18 protein-coding genes are annotated in these 18,624 nt (G+C 65.6%); 8 read left to right on the top strand and 10 right to left on the bottom strand.

Annotated features, from left to right (window positions below):
• Positions 1-49: 49 nt before the first annotated feature.
• Entirely contained in the window at positions 50-754 is a 705-nt protein-coding gene (locus ACODS0_RS20470; RefSeq protein ID WP_488836834.1) for a Crp/Fnr family transcriptional regulator, read from the bottom strand.
• A gap of 133 nt (positions 755-887) precedes the next feature.
• Between ACODS0_RS20470 and ACODS0_RS20465 the strand changes: the two genes are divergently transcribed.
• Both ACODS0_RS20465 and ACODS0_RS20460 read left to right on the top strand, forming a co-directional pair.
• Entirely contained in the window at positions 888-1,412 is a 525-nt protein-coding gene (locus tag ACODS0_RS20465; RefSeq protein WP_431149602.1) for an Mpo1 family 2-hydroxy fatty acid dioxygenase, read from the top strand.
• Positions 1,413-1,428: 16 nt separating this feature from the next.
• Positions 1,429-2,310, top strand: coding sequence for a bile acid:sodium symporter family protein (locus ACODS0_RS20460; RefSeq protein WP_488836832.1), 882 nt, complete (start codon positions 1,429-1,431; stop codon positions 2,308-2,310).
• Between the two features lie 22 nt (positions 2,311-2,332).
• Here ACODS0_RS20460 and ACODS0_RS20455 read toward each other — a convergent pair whose 3' ends face one another.
• The gene (locus tag ACODS0_RS20455; RefSeq protein WP_488836830.1) at positions 2,333-3,154 is read right to left on the bottom strand and encodes a metal-dependent hydrolase; all 822 of its coding nucleotides are present in this window, start codon (positions 3,152-3,154) and stop codon (positions 2,333-2,335) included.
• Positions 3,155-3,290: 136 nt separating this feature from the next.
• Between ACODS0_RS20455 and ACODS0_RS20450 the strand changes: the two genes are divergently transcribed.
• Positions 3,291-3,908, top strand: coding sequence for a TetR/AcrR family transcriptional regulator (locus ACODS0_RS20450; RefSeq protein WP_228897876.1), 618 nt, complete (start codon positions 3,291-3,293; stop codon positions 3,906-3,908).
• A gap of 4 nt (positions 3,909-3,912) precedes the next feature.
• Here the strand turns inward: ACODS0_RS20450 and ACODS0_RS20445 are convergent, their stop codons facing one another.
• From ACODS0_RS20445 to ACODS0_RS20420, 6 genes are all read right to left on the bottom strand, one after another.
• Positions 3,913-4,299, bottom strand: a complete 387-nt coding sequence (locus tag ACODS0_RS20445; protein ID WP_121420501.1) for a VOC family protein — start codon at positions 4,297-4,299, stop codon at positions 3,913-3,915.
• Positions 4,300-4,316: 17 nt separating this feature from the next.
• On the bottom strand, positions 4,317-6,857 hold the full coding sequence (locus tag ACODS0_RS20440; protein WP_488836827.1) for a cation-translocating P-type ATPase: 2,541 nt from the start codon (positions 6,855-6,857) through the stop codon (positions 4,317-4,319).
• A gap of 100 nt (positions 6,858-6,957) precedes the next feature.
• Complete coding sequence (locus ACODS0_RS20435) at positions 6,958-7,122, bottom strand: rubredoxin (RefSeq protein WP_055398177.1); 165 nt, start codon at positions 7,120-7,122, stop codon at positions 6,958-6,960.
• Between the two features lie 31 nt (positions 7,123-7,153).
• Positions 7,154-7,918, bottom strand: a complete 765-nt coding sequence (locus ACODS0_RS20430; protein ID WP_488836825.1) for a cytochrome b/b6 domain-containing protein — start codon at positions 7,916-7,918, stop codon at positions 7,154-7,156.
• 157 nt (positions 7,919-8,075) lie between these two features.
• Positions 8,076-8,600 (bottom strand): diheme cytochrome c, encoded by a 525-nt coding sequence (locus tag ACODS0_RS20425; protein ID WP_488836823.1) that lies wholly within the window; start codon positions 8,598-8,600, stop codon positions 8,076-8,078.
• A 10-nt stretch (positions 8,601-8,610) separates the two neighbouring features.
• Positions 8,611-9,015: a DUF1924 domain-containing protein gene (locus tag ACODS0_RS20420; protein WP_176886357.1), complete on the bottom strand. Its 405-nt coding sequence runs from the start codon at positions 9,013-9,015 to the stop codon at positions 8,611-8,613.
• Between the two features lie 117 nt (positions 9,016-9,132).
• Between ACODS0_RS20420 and ACODS0_RS20415 the strand changes: the two genes are divergently transcribed.
• The 3 genes from ACODS0_RS20415 (at position 9,133) to ACODS0_RS20405 (ending at position 11,743) form a co-directional block, all read left to right on the top strand.
• The gene (locus tag ACODS0_RS20415) at positions 9,133-9,510 is read left to right on the top strand and encodes a PepSY domain-containing protein (protein WP_121508650.1); all 378 of its coding nucleotides are present in this window, start codon (positions 9,133-9,135) and stop codon (positions 9,508-9,510) included.
• A 125-nt stretch (positions 9,511-9,635) separates the two neighbouring features.
• A complete protein-coding gene (locus ACODS0_RS20410; protein WP_488836820.1) occupies positions 9,636-10,310 on the top strand; it encodes a response regulator transcription factor in 675 nt (224 codons plus the stop codon).
• Entirely contained in the window at positions 10,307-11,743 is a 1,437-nt protein-coding gene (locus ACODS0_RS20405) for a sensor histidine kinase (RefSeq protein ID WP_488836818.1), read from the top strand. The genes ACODS0_RS20410 and ACODS0_RS20405 overlap by 4 nt, the downstream gene beginning before the upstream one ends.
• Positions 11,744-11,992: 249 nt before the next feature.
• Here ACODS0_RS20405 and ACODS0_RS20400 read toward each other — a convergent pair whose 3' ends face one another.
• Together ACODS0_RS20400 and ACODS0_RS20395 are read right to left on the bottom strand one after the other, a co-directional pair.
• A complete protein-coding gene (locus ACODS0_RS20400; protein WP_488836816.1) occupies positions 11,993-14,374 on the bottom strand; it encodes a DUF1631 family protein in 2,382 nt (793 codons plus the stop codon).
• A 105-nt stretch (positions 14,375-14,479) separates the two neighbouring features.
• Positions 14,480-16,561: a sodium-translocating pyrophosphatase gene (locus ACODS0_RS20395; protein ID WP_121420493.1), complete on the bottom strand. Its 2,082-nt coding sequence runs from the start codon at positions 16,559-16,561 to the stop codon at positions 14,480-14,482.
• A 258-nt stretch (positions 16,562-16,819) separates the two neighbouring features.
• On the opposite strand from ACODS0_RS20395, the gene ppa reads away from it, so the two are divergent.
• Positions 16,820-17,356, top strand: coding sequence for an inorganic diphosphatase (gene ppa / locus ACODS0_RS20390; RefSeq protein ID WP_055398170.1), 537 nt, complete (start codon positions 16,820-16,822; stop codon positions 17,354-17,356).
• A gap of 274 nt (positions 17,357-17,630) precedes the next feature.
• The coding region (locus ACODS0_RS20385) for an MCP four helix bundle domain-containing protein (RefSeq protein ID WP_488836813.1) at positions 17,631-18,624 on the top strand (994 nt) is incomplete at its 3' end.

The raw sequence follows: 18,624 nt of genomic DNA, 5'->3' as shown, positions 1-18,624 counted from the left end.
TTCTGGCGCTTGTTGGTAAAGCGCTATTAGCTATATATTTAATAGCAATTCAATAGCAGGTGGCGCGCAGCGCCGCCAGGTCCAGAATCTCCAGCTCGCCGCGTTGCACGCGCACCAGGTGGCGCGATTCCAGGTCCTTGAGGATCTGGTTCGTGGTCTGGCGCGAGATGGCCAGCATCAGCGACAACTGCTCTTGCGAGATGGACAGCACGCGGCGCGACCGCCCCTCGGCCGTCCACTGGCCGTAGCCCTCGGCCATCATCACCAGGCGGCGCGCCAGGCGTTGCGGCGCAGGCAACAGGGCCAGCTCTTCCATGGCCACAAAGGCCGAGCGCAGCTTGTCGGTGAGCAGCAGCGCGAGCGCATGCCAGTGCTGCGGGTGGGCCTGCAGCCACGCCTGCAGCCGCTCGTGCGGAATGTGCAGCAGCGTGGTGGGCTCGGTGGCCTGCGCGTCGTGCGTGCGTGCGGAGTTGTCGAACACCGAGATTTCGCCAAACCAGTGCGGCGGCTCCAGGCGGATCAGCAGCGCGGCCCGCGCCTCGTCGGCCCGGCCGCCCGTGCCCGAGATGCTGACCGCGCCGCGCACCACCGCATACAGCCCGCAGGGCGAATCGCCACGCAGAAACAGCACTTCGCCCGTCTGCAAATGGCGCACCTGTGCCATGGCCAGCAGCGGCTGGGCAAAGTCGGCCGGCAGGTGGGCAAACCAGCGGCCGGACTGGAGGACGGGCAGATAGGTGGCGGGGTCGGTCATGCAGTGCAGATTGGGCGCGAGGCAGGGTGGGGCGGTGCCGTGGGAGTGTGCCTTTTTGTCGTCTGCACGACAGACGCTGGCAATGCCCCGGGGCGAGTATTGATGCTGCTCAAAACAACAGCCGGAGACACCCATGAAAACCCTGATCGACCACCTTGCGCAGTACGCCGACTACCACCGCGACCCGCGCAACATCCACACCCATTTTGTGGGCGTCCCGATGATCATGTTTGCGGTGGTCATTCTGCTGTCTCGCCCGACCTGGATGGCGGGCGCGTTGCCGCTGAGCCCTGCGCTGTTCGCTGCGCTGGCGGCCAGCGTCTTCTACTTCCGGCTGGATATGCGTTTTGGCCTGGCCATGGCGACCCTGCTGGCGGCCATGCTGGTGGGGGGGCATTGGGTAGCTTTGCAGAGCATGGCGGTGTGGCTGGCCACGGGCATCGGCTTGTTTGCGGTGGGCTGGGTGATTCAGTTCGTGGGCCACTACTACGAAGGTCGCAAGCCCGCGTTTGTGGACGACTTGGTGGGCCTGATCGTCGGCCCGCTGTTTGTGGTGGCCGAGTGGGCCTTTGCGCTGGGTTTGCGCAAGGAAGTGCAGGCGGCGATCGAGCAGCGCAGCGGCCCGGTGCGACTGCGCACCGGCCAGGCACCTGCATAAGCCCCGCGCGTGACCCATGAGCTTTGTTTCCATACTTCCCACCTTGTTGTTCATCGCCCTGGGGCTGGTCATGTTCGGCCTGGGCCTTTCGCTCACGGTGGGCGACTTCAAGCGCCTGCTGCAGCATCCGCGTGCCGTGGTGCTGGCCCTGGTGCTGCAGGTGCTGGTGCTGCCATCGGCCTGTTACGCCCTCATCGTGCTGCTGGGCGTGGCGCCGCTCTACGCGGTGGGGCTGATGCTGCTGGCGGCTTCACCGGGTGGGGTGTCGGCCAACCTGTTCAGCCATCTTTTTGGTGGCAATGTGGCGATGAACATCTCGCTCACCGCCATCAACACCGTGTTGTCCATCGTGAGCCTGCCGCTCATCACCAACTGGGCGATCAACACCTTTGCGCACACGGGCCAGGTGGTGCCGCTGCAGTTTGGCAAGGTGGTCGAGGTGATCGTCATCGTGCTCGTGCCGGTGGTGCTGGGCATGGCGGTGCACCGGCGCGCGCCGGCCTTCAGCGCCCGCATGGAAAAGCCCATGAAGATTTTCAGCGCCGTGGTGCTGGCCGCTTTTGCGCTGATTGCGATTGCCAAGGAGTGGACGGCGCTGGTCGAGTCCTTCGCGGGCATCGGTCCGGCCGTGTTGTTGTTCAATGCGATCAGTCTTGCGTCGGGGTACTACCTGTCGCGGGCGGCGGGGCTCGACAAGTCCATGGCCACGGCCATCAGTTTCGAGATCGGCATCCACAACTCCACGCTGGCCATCTTCATCGCGCTGTCGGTGCTGGGCAACTTTCAGCTGGCACTGCCTGCGGCCATCTACTCGGTCAGCATGTACATACTGGCGACGCTGTTTGGTGGGCTGGTGCTGCGGCGTGGTGCCCAGCCAGCGGCCGCCGTCAGCGCCTGAAGCCGCATTCTGGCGTTGTGGCTCAGCGTGCGCCCACGGGCACGTAGGCGTCGCTGTGCTGGGTCAGCCATTGCTGTGACAGGTCCGTGCCGTGCTGGCTGGGGTGAAAGTCGCGGCGCAGGTATTCGCGCCATGGGCGCCAGGTTTCGCGCACCAGGCCGCCCTTGCCAAACAGCGTGCGCGCCGCACTGGCCCAGGTGGTCCATTTCCACAGCGTTCCGTCGCGGCGCAGGTTCAGCACCGTCTGGCGCAGGGCGTCGCCCAAGAAGACGAGGGTGATGCGGCGGAACCAGGTGATGCGCCACTCGTGGTTGCCGCCCAGCGCCTGGTAGATGTCGAACGCCGTGTTCTTGTGCTCGGCCTCTTCGGCGCAGTGCCATTCCCACATCGTGGCCAGGCGGGGTTCGGCGCCCGCCAGTGTTTCGGGGTGGGCCAGCAGCCATTCGGCCAGCAGCGCGGTGAAGTGCTCGTTGGCAGCCGTCACGGCCAAGGGGTGGCGTGGGTCGGCTCCGGCAAAAAGCTTCATGCGCTCCTGCGCGCGGGACGCCCATTCGTTGACCAGGCCCTGCTTTTGGAGGTGCCCATTGAACAGCGCATGGATGCGGCGGTGAGTGGCCTCTTGTCCGATGAAGCCGCGCACCTCGTCGGCAAATTGCGCGTGTTGCTCGGGCGGCATGGCTTTGTGCCCGCCCTTCACAGCGTCGATGAAGAACTGCTCCCCCACCGGGAAGCTCATCGACAGCGCATTGAAGAACGCCGTGCGAAACGCATCGCCGCCGCACCAGTGGCGGTCAAAAGGCGTTTCCAGGTCAATGAGCAGGCGTCGCACGACGAGTTCGGTCATGGGGATGGATCTCCGGGAGCTCGGTAAAAAGATAACGTCTTTGTCGTTTGGTACGTTGTAGTACCAGTGGTGAGGAATCATGGAGTGCGCATGTGGTACTGTCAAGTACCTGTTAACCCCAAGGGAATCTGCCAGCATGACCGCACTGCAAGCCGCACCCCGACCTGGCGCCACCGAGGGTAGGGAACATCGGGATCGCCTGCTGCAGGGCATGGCCCGCGCCGTGGCGACCAAAGGCTATGCCGACACCACGATTGCAGACATCGTGCGCGAGGCTGGCGTCTCGCGGCGTACTTTCTACGAGAACTTTGCCGACAAGGCCGAATGCCTGACAGCGCTGTACGAATCGGCAAGCGGCAACGCACTGGCGGTGCTGCGTGGCGCCATCAACCCCCAAAGCGATTGGCAGGCCCAGGTGGAGCAAGCGCTGTCGGCGTACTTTGGTGCGCTGGCCTGCAATCCGGTTCTGCTGCGCACTCTGTTCATTGAAATCCTGGGCCTGGGCATGCCCGGCCTGGCCGCGCGGCGGCGCGTCAACCAGCAGTTGGTAGACCTGATGCTGGAGGTGGTGAACAACCGCCCGGGGGCGCCCCTGCGCAAGGCCCCGCTGCAGCCCATGATGGCCATGGCGGTGGTGGGAGGTATCAACGAGATGGTGCTCCAGTCCATCGAGCAGGGGCGCGCCGGACAGCTGCAGGAGCTGGTGGCGCCCGCTGCATCGCTGCTGCGCGCGGCCACCTCGACGGATCTTTGACCGTTCACACTTCGTTGGCGATCTCGATCAGGTTTTCGTCCGGGTCATAGATGTAAACCGACAGCAACTTGTGGCACGCTCCCGTAGCACCCACCGGGCCTTGCACGATGGAGACGCCTTCAGCTTGCAGATGTGTCACCACTTCTTCCAACGGGGTTTGCGTGAGAAAACACAGGTCGGCAGAACCCGCGGTGGCATGTCGCACGTTCGGGTCCACCACCGTGCCTACTTCGTGCAGATTGATCTTTTGATCGCCGAAGTGCAGCGCATACCGCCGGGGCTTGAACTCCCGCGCAGTCATGCCAAGCACACGCTCATAGAACGCGATGGTTTTTTCAATGCTGGCAACGGTGAGTACAACGTGGTCGAGCGATTCCAGAACAATGGGCATGGCGTGTGGCGGGGTGGTCAGACGGTCGGATGATTGTGCGCCAGCGTTGTGGGGCGGAGCCATCGTTTGTTGGCTGCAAAGAGCCCTGTCAATGTCAACCCGGCCACCATCGCCATGAGCCAATGCAGGGGCAGCAACGGCGCAAACTTGAAGGCTGAGGCCAGCCAAGGTACTGTGGTGATGGCAGTCAGCGCCGCCAGTGTGCCGCCCAGCACCCACAGGCTGACGGGTGTGAGGCCCGCCCACAGGCTGCGCCAGCTCGTCTGGTTGCTGCGGCTGGGCAGGATGAGCGCTGCGTTGGCAGACACCAGCACCACGAAGGCGACCGTGCTGGCCGTGGCGGCATGCGCGGCCTGGCCCAGCAGCCAGGCATAGAGGCCCACCACGGCAGCCGTCACCACGCCGCCCTGCACCAGGCTCAGCAGGATGTGGCGGGCTGAAAGCAAGGGTTCATCGGCGCGGCGCGGCGGCTGCTGCATAAGGTCGGCCGCACCTTCCTCGGCCTCAAAGACGATGGAGCAGGCCGGGTCGATGACCAGTTCCAGAAACGCAATGTGCAGCGGTGCCAGCACCAGCGGCAGCCCAAACAGCACCGGCAGCAGCGCCAGCCCGATGATGGGCACATGCACGGCGAGCGTGTAGACCATGGCCTGGCGCAGGTTGGCAAAGGTCTGCCGCCCCCGGTGGATGGCCTGAACAATGGCTGCGAAGTCGTCGTGCAGCAGCACCAGCGCTGCGGCCTCGCGCGCCACGTCGGTGCCGCGCTGGCCCATGGCGATGCCGATGTGGGCGGCCTTGAGGGCGGGGGCGTCGTTCACGCCATCGCCCGTCATGGCCACCACCTCACCCTGGGCCTTGAGTGCTTCGACCAGCGCCAGCTTCTGGTGCGGCTTGATGCGTGCAAACACGCTGACCTGCCGGACTTTGCCGGTGAGCATGTCGGGGGACATCAAGGCCATTTCATCGCCGGTGACGACCTGGTCGTGGGCGATGCCCGCCTGGGCTGCAATCGCGCGTGCGGTGCGGGGGTGGTCGCCTGTGATCATCACCACGCGGATACCCGCCTGGTGACACTCTGCAATTGCCTGGGGCACCTCGGGTCGCAAGGGGTCGGCCAGGGCCACGAGGCCCAGCCATTCAAAGGCAAAGTCGTGCTGAATGCCGGGCCAGTCGTCTTGCACGCGGTGCTGGGCCTTGGCCACGCCCAGCACCCGAAGGCCCCGATCGGCCAGCCGGGCGGCCTGGGCGCTGACGGTGGCGCGCTCGGCGTCAGACAGATGGCACAGGTCGGCCACGGCTTCAGGCGCACCCTTGGTGGCCACGGTATCGTGCGCGGATGTGCCGTCGCGCCACAAGTGGCTCATGGCCAGCAGCTGGGGCGAGAGCTCATATTCGCGCGCCAGCGACCAGGCGGGGTGCAGGTGCTCAGTGCCTGCCAGATGATTCCCCGCCATGCGGTGAAAGGCCTGCTCCATGGGGTCGTGCGGTTCGATCTCGCTGGCCAGCACGGCGTATTCGAGCAGTTCGTGGAAGGCCTCTGGCAGTGCCGTGCCACCTGCCTCGGCTGCTTTTTCGGGCAGGTTCTGCACATCCAGCTCCTCGCCCGCAATGCACAGTGCGGCCACGGCCATGCGGTTTTGCGTGAGGGTGCCGGTCTTGTCCACGCACAGCACGGTGGTCTGCCCCAGCGTTTCGATGGCGTTGAGCCGCCGTGTCAATACCTGCTGCGCCGCCAGCCGCCGTGCAGCCAGGGCCAGGAAGACGATCATGATCACCGGCAGCTCTTGCGGCAGGATGCCCATGGCCAGCGTGATGCCTGCCAGCACGGCTTGCAACGCGTCGCCGCGCAGTGCCCAGAACAGGGCCACCAGCAGCACACACAGCGACAGGCCGATCAGCACGAGCTTGTGGGTGAGCCGTGCCATTTCTTCACGCAAGGGCGAGGCCTGCAGCGCAATGGTGTCGAGCGACTGGCCAATGCGGCCCAGTTCGGTGTGGCGTCCCACGCCAGTCACCCGCAACAGGCCCTGGCCGCTGACCACCAGCGTGCCTGCAAATACCTTGTCGGCAATCTGCTTGGCCACGGGCTCGGACTCACCGGTCAGCATGGATTCGTTGGTGGCCAGCTCGTGCGCCTGCAGCAGGGTGCCGTCAGCCGGGATGCGGTCGCCCTCGGCAATCATCAAGAGGTCCTCGCGTACCACATCGCGGCCTGCGATGCGCACCATGGTGCCGCCTCGCAGCGCCAGCGCGCGGGGGCTGGAGAGGTCGCGCAGGGCGTTGAGGGTGTTGTCGGTGCGGCGCTCCTGCAGCACCGTGATGGTCATGATGATCACCACAAAGCCCAGCAGGATCAGCGCCTCGTGCGCATCGCCCATTGCCAGGTAGATGCCGCCTGCGCCCAGCAGCAGCAAGAACATGGGCTCGCGCACCACGTCCAAGGCCATGTCGCGCAGCGTGCGGCGCTGGCTGATGCCCAGTTCGTTGGGGCCTTCTTCACACAGGCGCTGAGCGGCAACGGCCGGGTCAAGGCCTGTCGGTGGGGGTTGTGCGGGCATCTGGGGGCGTGGGGAGTCTTGAGGCGATCTTTCTTATACCTTTGATCGGTGAAAGTGTCAGTGTGCTGGTGCAGCTGTTTCCCAGATCACACCTTTCACCTCACACCTCGCACAGCACAAAGTCTGCCTTGCCCACATTGCACTCAGGGCACCGCCAATCGTCGGGCACATCGGCCCACAGGGTGCCTGGCGCAATGCCCTCATCGGGCAAGCCTGCAGCTTCGTCATAGATCCAGCCGCAGACCACACACATATAGATTTTCATGGGTTGATCCTGAAAGTTGTTTTGACGGGCTTCAGTCGTCATCGTGGTGTCTGCTGCGCTCGCTCGTCGTGCCGCTGGCAATCAAACCATTGGGCGATTGCTGCCACTCCCATGCGCCAAAGGCCAGCACTGCCAGCAGCAGCGCTGCCGCCAGCCAGGTGCGGTTTTTCTGCACCAGGTTGGGCCCTGGGCCTTCCACGCGCCCGGTCAGCATGGGCAGCGCCTGATTCTTGCGCCGCAGCATGCTCAGGCCGGCAATCAATGCGAGGTGGGCCAGCACGACAAACAGCATGGCTTCTCCGAAGAACTCGTGCACTTCTTCGATCCAGTCGCCACCCAACACGTCGCCCCAATCGTTGTAGGTGGCATAGCCGCTCAAGGTGATAGGAACGACCAGGACCAGCAGCAGCACCACCGCGAGTGTCATCAGCATGTTTTGCCCCTGGCGCCAGTTCACCTGGCTCACCTGGCTGGCAGAGCGTGCTTGGGACAGGGTGCGCAGCCATGCGGGAGCCCCGGCCAGCTTGCGCCACAGCAGGCCCAGGCCCGAAGTCCGCGGGCCAAAGATTCCGTACAGCACGCGAAAGCCCAGCAGGCCCGTCATGGTGTAGCCCAACGTGACGTGCAGCAGCCGCCAGTGCTCGCCATCGGCGGTGGCGTAGGCACCCACAAAGCAGAGCGCAAACAGCCAGTGGAACATGCGCGTGGGCGCGTCGGTGACCCGGCGGCTGGGGCCCTTGGCAGCGGCTGGCTGCGCTGCGGCGCTGGCGGGTTGGAGGGAAGGGGTGTTGTTCATAGTGTTTTCCTTGATGGGATGCATCTCAGATTCAACGCAGAGCGAGAGCGGCGAACAGGGCTCAGCGAAGCGGTTCTGGCTAGGCGCTGTGTCGCAGGCAGTACGGCCAGTACGACAAGACACAGCAACGACGCCAGAAGAGTCCTGTTCACCGCTCTCAGTCGTTCCAGGCGCGGCGTGATCGGGCATCCAGCCCCGCCGGCATGCGCAGGTCGTGGTCGTCAAATTGCCCTTGGTCGGCACCCGTGTGGCAGGCCGCGCAGTTGGCGGCGCTTTTCACGCTGGCAAGCTTCCAGGCGGCGGGCTCGATCTTTCGGTGTTTGCGCTCAAACCAGGCTGAGCGGGTGATGCGGTCCTCGGGGGGCTCCTCGTTCACGCGCTTGTAGGTGCCGGCGTGTGCCTGCAGCCACTGGTTGAGCTGGCGCACGGTGGCCGCGTCCAGCGATGCATCGGTGCCATAGTGCTTGTCGAGCCCTGTCATCACGCGGTTCCACGACGCGGCGGGCAGCAGCCCGGGTGGGTAGGCGGTGTGGCAGGCGGCGCATTCCTGCGTGAAAGCACTGGGCACGTTGCGGGGCATGGCGCGCCCGCTGTCCGCATGGGCGCTGGAGATTGACAGCAGGGTCAGTGCGCACACAGCGGTGGCCAGGGCCGCAGGGCGTAGGGGGGCAGGTTTTTTCATGGTGTCGGTCTCAGGGCTTGAGGGCGTTGAGGTACGCCAGCACATCGGCCTTCTCCACAGCCGTACATTCGCGGCTCAGCACGTCGTTGCAGTTGCGGCGAAACCACTTGTCCACCTTGGCGGTGTCGGTAAAGGCCTTGGGGTTGAAGGCGGGGGCCAGAGGCGCTATCGACTTGCCGGTGCTGGCGTGTTTGCCCTGCGCGGTGGGCGGCGTGCCGTGGCAGGATGCGCAAGACCACTCGCCGCCGTGCCGGGTGGTGAAGAACACCTTGCCCTTGTCGGCATTGCCGGGGCTGCCTGCCTGTGCGCTCCAGTGCGCGAGCTGCTGGGCGGCGGTGGTGTCGGCGGCGTGGCTGGGGCTGGCCGCAGCCCAGAGGCACAGTGCAGCCAGGGCCAGAGTGCGAACGGTTGTCATCGCGGTGTCCTTGTGGGTGTTTGTTGTGGTGTGCAGCCATTGTTGAAACCCCAGCCTGAACGGCGCGTGAAAGGGCTGTTCATCGGCCGTTCAGACACTGCGCGGGACAATGCACCCATGCTTTTTTCCCCCCACCGTGCTTCAGAGCGCTGCCACGCCATGCGCTGGGGTGCGGCAGCTTGTCTGCTGTGGGCGGCAGCGGTAATCGCGCCAAACGCCTTGGCCAGCGGCAAGGACGACCACGACCGCGCCCGCCAGGCCGTGCAGGCGGGCCAGGTGCTGCCGCTGCCTGCAGTGCTGGAGCGCCTGCAGCGTGAAGTGCCCGGCCAGGTGCTCGAAGTGGAGCTGGAGCAGGAGCGGGATCGCTGGATTTACGAGATCAAGCTGCTCACACCTGCGGGGCAATTGACCAAGGTCAAGCTTGATGCACGCACGGGCGAGGTGCTGCGCGTCAAATCGCGCGACGATCAACGTACCGGCCGAGAACACCGCTAAGACTGCCCCGCGTGGGCTCGTGCCCATGCAAGCAGACGAGGCTTCCAATCGCCCGATTTCGCTCCAACCCTTCGGGCAAGGTACTTGTGCGACCCTAAAAAGACACTGAACAGGTTCTATAGCCCATGCGCATCCTCCTCGTAGAAGACGACACGCAGCTGCGCACCCAGTTGCGCACCGCGCTGCAAGGCGCGGGATACACCGTGGACGAAGCCGACAACGGGCGCGACGCGCAGTTCCTGGGCGACACCGAGGCCGTGGATGCCGTGGTGCTGGACCTGGGCCTGCCGGTGGTGGACGGGCTCACGGTGCTCAAGCGCTGGCGGGCCGAGGGGCGCAACATGCCGGTGCTGATCCTCACCGCGCGCGACAACTGGCACGAGAAGGTGGCGGGCATTGATGCGGGTGCCGATGACTATCTGACCAAGCCCTTTCATCTCGAAGAGCTGCTGGCACGCCTGCGTGCGCTGATCCGCCGCGCCAGCGGGCTGGCGTCTGCGGTGCTGCAGTGTGGCGACTGGTCGCTGGACACCCGCAGCGGCCGCGTCACCTGCGCGGACCAACCCGTGGCACTCACGGCGCACGAGTACAAGGTACTCGACTACCTCATGCACCGCCCTGGCGTGTTGGTGTCACGTGCAGAACTGACCGAACACATCTACGCGCAGGACTTTGACCGGGACTCCAACACCATCGAAGTCTTTGTGGGGCGCCTGCGCAAAAAACTGCAGTCGCCGTCGGCCAGCGCGGCCCGTATCGAGACGGTGCGTGGCATGGGCTACCGCCTGGTGCCGCCATGAAACGGGGCGCGAACCGCGGCGGTTTGCGCTGGTCACGTTCCCTGCGGTTTCGGCTACTGGCCGTGACCGTGGCGGGGCTGACGGTGGCGGTGGTGCTGGCGGGCCTGGTGCTGAGTGGGCTGTTCCGCGAGCATGTGCAGCGCCAATTCGAGGCGGCCCTTGTGCAGCAGCTGGACCAGGTCACGGCGCGGCTGGAGTTTGATGCCCAGGGCCAGCCGGCGATTGCCGCGCAGGCTTTGTCAGACCCGCGCTGGCTCAAACCCTATTCGGGCCTGTACTGGCAGGTGGACGCCATGGCGCCCGATGGGCGCGGCCGGGCTGGGGTGCTGCGTTCGCGCTCCTTGTGGGACACCAGCCTGGCCCTGCAGGTGGATGCGCTGGCTGACGGTGCCGTGCATGTGCACGAAGTGGCAGGCCCGCAGGGCGCGCCCTTGCTGGTGCTGGAGCGCACCGTGCGTGCCGAGGGCGTGGATGCAGCACGCTGGCGGCTGATCGTGGCGGCCGATCTGCAAGCCACCCAAGCGGCCACCGCGCAGTTCACGCGCGTGCTGGCGCTGTCGCTGGCGGCCTTGCTGGTGCTGCTGGCAGCGGCCGCGTGGGCCCAGGTGGCCGTGGGCCTGCGGCCTCTGCAGGCGTTGCAGCGGGGCTTGCAGGATGTGCAGCAGGCACGCACCACACGGTTGCAGGGCGCATTCCCTGCCGAGATGCAGCCGCTGGTGGATGACTTCAACGCCGTGCTGGAACGCAATGCAGAAGTGGTGGAGCGCGCGCGCACCCAGGCAGGCAATCTGGCGCATGCCCTGAAAACCCCGCTTTCGGTGCTGGAGAACGCGGCCTGCGCGCCAGCACCCAGTGATGGCGCAGCGCTGGCTGCACTGGCTGCACTGGTGCGGGAGCAGGTGCAGGTGGCGCGGCGCCACATCGACTGGCACCTGGCGCGATCCCGCGTGGCTGCATCGGCACACCTGCCCGGCCAGCGCACGGCGCTGGAGCCGGTGGTGGGCGGACTGGTGCGCGTGATGAACAAGGTGCATGCCGGGCGCGGGGTGGACATCACGGTGGCGCTGCCCGATGCCCCGCTGTTCTTTGCGGGCGAGGCGCAGGACCTACAGGAAATGCTGGGCAACCTGCTGGACAACGCCTGCAAATGGGCGCAGTCCACCGTGCGCTTGCAGGCGCAGGTCCTTGCTGGGCAGCCGCCCCAGATGGTCGTCAGTGTCGAGGACGACGGCCCCGGCATCGGTGCGGCGCAGCGTGCGCAGGCGGTGGAGCGTGGCGTGCGGCTGGACGAAACGGTGCCGGGCACGGGGCTGGGCCTGGCCATCGTGCAGGATCTGGCGGCCCTGTACGGCGGGCGGCTGGAGCTGGAGCCTGCCGACCTGGGCGGCCTGCGGGTGGTGCTTGTGTTACCCGCGGCGCTCGAGACGGCGTAAAAAAGCCCGCCGAAGCGGGCTAAGGCCCTGACAAATCCCTTCAATCTCTCGAATGTCGCAAAGCCTTGGACTGGACACCCCCAGCGTAGCACCCCCGTTGGAGTTTGACTACCCGGGGAACACCAGGGTGTGCCGCGAAGGTGGCGGGCCTTGGCCGGATGGCCAAGGAGATGGGATATTAGTTTTGATTGAAAATGGGCTCTAGCGCTTATCCATCAAGCGTTATAAGCTATGTTTTTAGGAGTAAATTCATAGCCTGCTCTCCACGCTGTTGCGCATGGCCGCCTGGGCCACGGCATCCAGGGCGCCGTCCACCACGGTCTGCTCGGTCAACACCTGCACGGCGCCCTGGTGGAAGAGCCGCTCCAGCAGCCGCAGGGTCATCGATTGGGTCCGGCCCGAGGCACTGGTGAAGAGGAAAAGCTGGCCTTGCGAGCCGATCCAGGACAGCTGGGTGCGTTCCCACTGGCCTGCCACTTGCAGGTTGACCCAGGTCCCAACAGCCAATGGGGCCAAGGGCGCGCTTGAGGCCAGGTGGGGCAAAGTGGCCAGGCCGTTGGTGGTGCTGGTGGATTCGGGCACAAGCTCGGCGCTCTCCGATACCGGGGACTGTGAGATGTCCACATAGCCGGATTCCTTGGCCTCGGACGGGGCGACCCACGGATCGTCATCCTCCAGCGGGGCGGGCTGCGCCACAGCCGGTGGTTGGGGCGGCGGGGCGGCGGGCTTGGTGGCCACCCGGGGCCCGGGCTTGAAGGCTTGCTGGTGCAGTTCCATCAGCAGTTCGAAGACGGCCTCGGTTCGGGCGGCCGGGTAGTCGATGGACGCCAGGCCCTCGCGCAGCTTGGCCAGCAGTTTGGGCAGCAGGCGCGCCAGCTGGCCTGTGTTCGCGCGGGTCAAGGCGGGCTGCGTGCTCCAGATCAGGGCGTCCACCAGCTCCTCGTAACGGCCTGGGTCGGCGCTGCGGGTGGTGTCGGTCAGGCGCGCCTGGGCCATGACCTGGGACCAGGGGCCGAGCAGAAAACGGGAAATTTCGTCGGGCACCTTGCCGAAATCAGGCCGCAGCGAGAGGTCGCGCGAAATCCTGGCGGCCAGCAGGTGGCGCTGTTCAGCGTGCTGCAAGGCCTCGATGGCGCGCTGGCGTTCCTGTTTGCGCTGCTGGTCCTTTTCTGCCCATTTGGCGTGCAATTGCTGGAGCACGTGCTCGAAATCGTCGGGCCCGTCGATGGTGGCGGTGGCCAGCGGACCCGCGATGTTCATGAGCGAGCGCATGAAGCTCTGGAAGCCGGGAGCTTCGGGGCTGTTGAAGGCCAGGCTGCGGTCGGTGATGTCTTGCAGCAGTCGGCGCGCGGGGTGCTCCTTGTGGCTGAAGAAACGGGGGTCGGCTACGGCCAGCTGTATCAAGGCCGGCTCCAGCGCGCGGATGAACTGTTGCACTGGCCACAGCAGCCGACCATCGCGCGCAATGTTGTCCACCATCAGCGCCACCACCTCCATGCTCAAGGCCTCTCCCAGTCCGCCGGAATGTTTGCGCGGCGGGGCTGCAGGGCTGCCCTCTGTGCTGCTGCCGACCTGCTGCGGGCGCTGGCCCCCCAGTCGCTCCATCATGTGGCCGACCTGGTTCATGGCCTGCAGCGCTTCGAAGGCGGCGGGCACGGTGGCTGCGAAGTCCGTGGCGGGTGGGTCGATGGGGGGAAGCTGGTTGGGGTTATCGAACTCGCGTGCGAATTGGTCCGCGAAGCTCTCGTCTGAATGGGGGGAGGGCGTGTGTGTTGGCGCCGACGTGGGGGCCGGGTTCTCGCTGAACTCGCCCAGCAGCAGGCGGCGCAGGCGGTCGAGTGTGAGCAGGGAGTCGGCGTGGCCTTCCGCTGTGGACAGGTCGTTGTCGGCTGCAAAGCCGGGGGATGCACCGCCTTCGGTGGGCGCCACGTAGACCACCTGGCCATCGGCCTGGCGCATCGCATAGCCCACGGGCTGCACGCCGCTGAGCTTGAGCCGATCAATCTGCGCCAGATAGAGCCCCCGCAGCTCCGTGCCCAGCGCCTGGGCCATGGGGCCCATCCAGTCGTGCCGCACCTGCGGCGTGACCTGCATCTGCGACACCACGGTCTGCAGCGCCTGTAGAAAGACTTCGGGGCGCAGGGGGTTGTGCTCCGGCTGAACGCGGGCCAGGCCCAGGGCCGCGCACACCAGGGCGTCGAGGTCGGCCAGCGGCCCTTCCACGGCCGAGATCAGCACCTGCCGGGCGCGGGCGCGCTCCACGCTGTCGTTGATCTGCGCCTCGTCCATCAGTTCAAGGTCGTCGAAATGGACGGTGAACAGGGAGCGTGTGGGTTTTTCCTGGTTCTGTGCCACCTCCTGGTCGAGTGCCTTGCGCAGCGCGTCGGGGTAACGCTCGCCCATCACGGACGTGAGCCGCGACAGCTGCTGCCGCGCTTCGTGCATGGCGTTGTGTTCGCCCGGTGTGCGGGCCTGGTCCTGGCGCGCGAGCAGGGACATGCGCGTGGCCTCGGCGACGCGCTCCATCAGGGGCCGGGCCTGTGCCAGCACGTCGTGCACGATGTGCTGGTAGGGCGTGGTGTCGCTGGCGGAGGGGGCAGGGGCCGACGGTGTGGTGTGTTTCAAGGCCATCTTCTGGGAGGACGGGAACCGGTGCCCGCCATGGTACGCGGCAAAAAGGGGCCCGCGGCCCCTTGTTTACCTGGATTCCCGGCTTGTCAGACCGGGGCTGTGGCTTCACCCACCATGAAACTTGACCACCAGCGGCACGATGAGCAGCGCCACGATGTTGATGATTTTGATCAGCGGGTTGATGGCCGGGCCGGCCGTGTCCTTGTAGGGGTCGCCCACGGTGTCACCGGTCACTGCGGCCTTGTGGGCCTCGCTGCCCTTGCCGCCATGGTGGCCGTCCTCGATGTACTTCTTGGCGTTGTCCCATGCGCCGCCGCCCGTGCACATGCTGATGGCAACGAAGAGGCCGGTGACGATGGTGCCCATGAGCAAACCGCCCAGCGCCTTGGGCCCCAGCAGCAGGCCCACCACGATGGGCACCACCACAGGCAGCAGGCTGGGGATCACCATCTCCTTGATGGCGGCGGTGGTCAGCATGTCCACCGCCTTGCCGTATTCAGGCTTGGCGGTGCCCTCCATGATCCCGGGAATATCGCGGAACTGTCGGCGCACCTCCACCACCACGGCCCCGGCCGCGCGGCCCACGGCCTCCATCGCCATGGCGCCGAACAGGTAGGGGATCAGCCCGCCGATGAACAGGCCGATGATGACCAGCGGGTCGGACAGGTCAAACGTGATGGCCTTGCCGTAGCTTTCCAGCTTGTGCGTGTAGTCGGCAAACAGCACCAGCGCGGCCAGGCCGGCCGAGCCGATGGCGTAGCCCTTGGTCACGGCCTTGGTGGTGTTGCCCACGGCGTCCAGCGGGTCGGTGATGTCGCGCACGCTGCTGGGCAGCTCGGCCATTTCGGCAATGCCGCCTGCGTTGTCGGTGATGGGGCCATAGGCGTCCAGCGCCACCACGATGCCCGCCATGGACAGCATGGACATGGCCGCCACCGCAATGCCGTACAGGCCCGCCAGCTGGTAGGCCGACAGGATGGCCAGGCACACGAAGATCACCGGCCAGGCGGTGGAGCGCATGGAAACGCCCAGTCCTGCAATGATGTTGGTGCCATGGCCCGTGGTCGATGCCTGCGCGATGTGCTGCACCGGCGAATACTGCGTGCCGGTGTAGAACTCGGTGATCCACACCAGCGCGGCCGTCAGCACCAGCCCGGTGGCGCAGGCACCGAACAGCTTCATCTGGCTGCCGGTGGCGGTGATGGAGTTGTCCGGCATGATCCAGACGGTGACAAAGTAGAAGGCGACGAGCGAGAGCGCACCCGCAATCGCCAGGCCCTTGTACAGCGCGGGCATCACATTCTTCATGCCGGGCGAGGCCTTGACGAAGAAGCAGCCAATGATGGATGCAATGATGGACACAGCCCCCAGCGCCAGGGGGTAGACCACGGCGTTGACGGGCGCGGTGGCCACCAGCAGCGCGCCCAGCACCATGGTGGCGATCAGCGTCACCGCATAGGTCTCGAACAGGTCGGCCGCCATGCCGGCGCAGTCGCCCACGTTGTCGCCCACGTTGTCGGCGATCACGGCGGGGTTGCGCGGGTCGTCTTCAGGAATGCCGGCCTCCACCTTGCCCACCAGGTCGGCGCCCACGTCGGCGCCTTTGGTGAAGATGCCGCCGCCCAGGCGCGCAAAGATCGAGATCAGCGACGAGCCAAACGCAAAGCCGATCAGCGGGTTGAGCAGCGTGGCCAGGTTGGCCGTGGGCGTGAGGTTGCCGTTGCCCGCCAGGAACCAGTAAAAGCCCGTGACGCCCAACAGGCCCAGCCCCACCACCAGCATGCCGGTGATGGCCCCGCCGCGAAACGCCACGTCCAGTGCCGGTCCAATGCCGTGGGTGGCCGCCTGCGCGGTGCGCACGTTGGCGCGCACCGACACGTTCATGCCGATGAAGCCACAGGCCCCCGACAGAAAGGCGCCCAGCACGAAGCCAACGGCCGTCGTCATGTCCAGAAAGATGCCAATCAGGATGGCCAGCACCACGCCCACGATGGCGATGGTCTTGTACTGGCGGGCGAGGTAGGCCGCCGCGCCGGCCTGGATGGCGGCGGCGATCTCCTGCATGCGGGCGTTGCCCGGGTCTTTGGAAAGAATCCAGCCCCGGGCCCAGATGCCGTAGGCCACCGCGATGAGCCCGCACACGAGGGCGAGGATGAGAGGGGATGTCAGTGCTGAACTTGCAGCCATTCAATTCTCCTAGGGTTGTGTTGCACGGAGGGGGACCAACGCATCGGTGGTATCCCCGCTGCGTTGCTTCCTCGTGCTACCCATGCGTTTCGCGCAGGAGCCGATTGGCCAACAGACCCAATTTACAGGCAAACGCTGGTTTGCAAGCGGGCAGAAAGGGGCGTGCGCCTAAAATCAGGGTTAATCCCGACGGTTCGTTGCGCTGTGTCAGCGTCGGCCGCTTCGCGGGTTACCGTCAACAAACCACTCTCCAAAGACATGTCCCTCAACAACGTCCCCCCAGGTAAGAACGTCCCCGAAGCCTTCAACGTGGTCATCGAGATCCCGATGAACTCTGACCCGATCAAGTACGAAGTGGACAAGGAATCGGGCGCGATCTTCGTGGACCGTTTCATGACCACGGCCATGCATTACCCCACCAACTACGGCTACGTGCCACAGACGCTGTCGGGCGACGGCGACCCGGTGGACGTGCTGGTGATCACCCCCTACGCGCTGCACCCCGGTGTGGTCGTGCCGTGCCGCCCGCTGGGCATCCTGATGATGGAAGACGAGGCCGGTGTGGATGGCAAGGTCATTGCCGTGCCCACCTCCAAAGTGTTGCCCATGTACGACCACTGGCAGAACATCGACGACGTGAATGCCATGCGCCGCAACGCCATCGCCCACTTCTTCGAGCACTACAAGGACCTGGAAAAGGGCAAGTGGGTCAAGGTGCTGGGCTGGGAAGGCATTGACGCCGCCAAGAAGGAAATCACGGACGGCATCGAGGCTTTCAAGAAGTCGAACGCCTGAAGAAAATTGGGCATCAAATAGCCTCCAGGGCTTTTTGGTAAAGCGGGATTAGCTACAAATACAATAGCATTCCAGCGTTCCCGACAAAGCATGCGCGCCACAAGCCCGCATGCTTTTTTTTGGCCGCGCGGTGTTGTTCTGTAAGGGGAAAGCCCACTTTGCAGCGCGGCAGGCACTGCTAGACTGCATTTGGTTACAAGTATGCGGTGCTGAGCAATACAGATTGGCATGCGTCGAAGTGCCTTTTGGGCAAACGCAATGTGAAGGGTGATCCATGAGAGTTTCCGATCTGCGCATCGGTGTCAAGCTGGGAGCGGGATTTTTGGCGGTGGTGCTGTTCACCACCTTGCTGGGCGTGATGGCGCTGGTGCAGATGTCCCGCATCCACCAGGGGGCGGACCAGATCGCCACCAACTTGCTGCCCAGCGTGGCGCAAACGGGGGAGCTGCGCGTGTTGCTCAACCGCATGCGGCGCTCTGAGGCGGGGGTGGTCACCTCGCGCAGCGTGGCGGAAGTCAAGGCGTTTTCCGAGCAGGTAACCCTGCGCCACAAGGATCTGGACAAGGTCGAGGTTGCGTACGAGGCCCTCATCGACATGGACAAGGAGCGCGAGGTCTATACCGCCTACAAGCAGCGCAAGGCCGAGTACATCAAGCTCCAGGCCAAATTGCTGGAGATCGCCTCGGGCGTGGACTTCACCAACGCCGAGACGCTGGAACTCACCGGCGACGCCCTGGGCATGCTCTATGCGGGCGAGTCGGAAGCCGCTTTTGTCGCCGCGGCAGAAACGCTGGGCGAACTGCAGAAGATCAATTCCGAGGCCGCGTTGCAAGCCAGTGCCGAAGGGCGTGAAGTATTCGCTACGGCGCGCCTGTGGCTGCTGGGCACCCTGGCGGTGTGTGTGGTGCTGGCGGCGTTGCTGGGTGTGGGCATTACGCGCACCGTCTCCCGGCCGGCCCACCATGCTGTGCGGGCGGCCCGCGCAATTGCCGAGGGCGACCTCACCACCGAGGTGCCGCCTGGCGGCAAGGACGAAATGGGCCAGTTGCTCACCGCGCTCGGTGACATGCGTGCCAACCTGGCGCACGTGGTGTCCGGCGTGCGCAGCAACGCGGAAGGGGTTGCATCGGCGAGCTCACAGATTGCCTCGGGCAACAACGACCTGTCGGCACGCACGGAGCAGCAGGCCAGCGCGCTGGAAGAAACGGCAGCTTCGATGGAAGAGCTGGGTTCCACCGTGCGCCAGAACGCCGACAACGCCCGGGCCG

The organism is Acidovorax sp. FG60, assembly GCF_057808995.1.
This window is presented reverse-complemented; position numbering and strand designations above follow the sequence as displayed.

Coding starts and splice junctions, on each gene's coding strand:
- ACODS0_RS20465 (WP_431149602.1), top strand. CDS start 888: ATGAAAACCCTGATCGACCACCTTGCGCAGTACGCCGACTACCACCGC.
- ppa (WP_055398170.1), top strand. CDS start 16,820: ATGTCCCTCAACAACGTCCCCCCAGGTAAGAACGTCCCCGAAGCCTTC.
- ACODS0_RS20455 (WP_488836830.1), bottom strand. CDS start 3,154: ATGACCGAACTCGTCGTGCGACGCCTGCTCATTGACCTGGAAACGCCT.
- ACODS0_RS20410 (WP_488836820.1), top strand. CDS start 9,636: ATGCGCATCCTCCTCGTAGAAGACGACACGCAGCTGCGCACCCAGTTG.
- ACODS0_RS20450 (WP_228897876.1), top strand. CDS start 3,291: ATGACCGCACTGCAAGCCGCACCCCGACCTGGCGCCACCGAGGGTAGG.
- ACODS0_RS20445 (WP_121420501.1), bottom strand. CDS start 4,299: ATGCCCATTGTTCTGGAATCGCTCGACCACGTTGTACTCACCGTTGCC.
- ACODS0_RS20420 (WP_176886357.1), bottom strand. CDS start 9,015: ATGACAACCGTTCGCACTCTGGCCCTGGCTGCACTGTGCCTCTGGGCT.
- ACODS0_RS20425 (WP_488836823.1), bottom strand. CDS start 8,600: ATGAAAAAACCTGCCCCCCTACGCCCTGCGGCCCTGGCCACCGCTGTG.
- ACODS0_RS20470 (WP_488836834.1), bottom strand. CDS start 754: ATGACCGACCCCGCCACCTATCTGCCCGTCCTCCAGTCCGGCCGCTGG.
- ACODS0_RS20460 (WP_488836832.1), top strand. CDS start 1,429: ATGAGCTTTGTTTCCATACTTCCCACCTTGTTGTTCATCGCCCTGGGG.
- ACODS0_RS20430 (WP_488836825.1), bottom strand. CDS start 7,918: ATGAACAACACCCCTTCCCTCCAACCCGCCAGCGCCGCAGCGCAGCCA.
- ACODS0_RS20440 (WP_488836827.1), bottom strand. CDS start 6,857: ATGCCCGCACAACCCCCACCGACAGGCCTTGACCCGGCCGTTGCCGCT.
- ACODS0_RS20415 (WP_121508650.1), top strand. CDS start 9,133: ATGCTTTTTTCCCCCCACCGTGCTTCAGAGCGCTGCCACGCCATGCGC.
- ACODS0_RS20400 (WP_488836816.1), bottom strand. CDS start 14,374: ATGGCCTTGAAACACACCACACCGTCGGCCCCTGCCCCCTCCGCCAGC.
- ACODS0_RS20435 (WP_055398177.1), bottom strand. CDS start 7,122: ATGAAAATCTATATGTGTGTGGTCTGCGGCTGGATCTATGACGAAGCT.
- ACODS0_RS20395 (WP_121420493.1), bottom strand. CDS start 16,561: ATGGCTGCAAGTTCAGCACTGACATCCCCTCTCATCCTCGCCCTCGTG.
- ACODS0_RS20405 (WP_488836818.1), top strand. CDS start 10,307: ATGAAACGGGGCGCGAACCGCGGCGGTTTGCGCTGGTCACGTTCCCTG.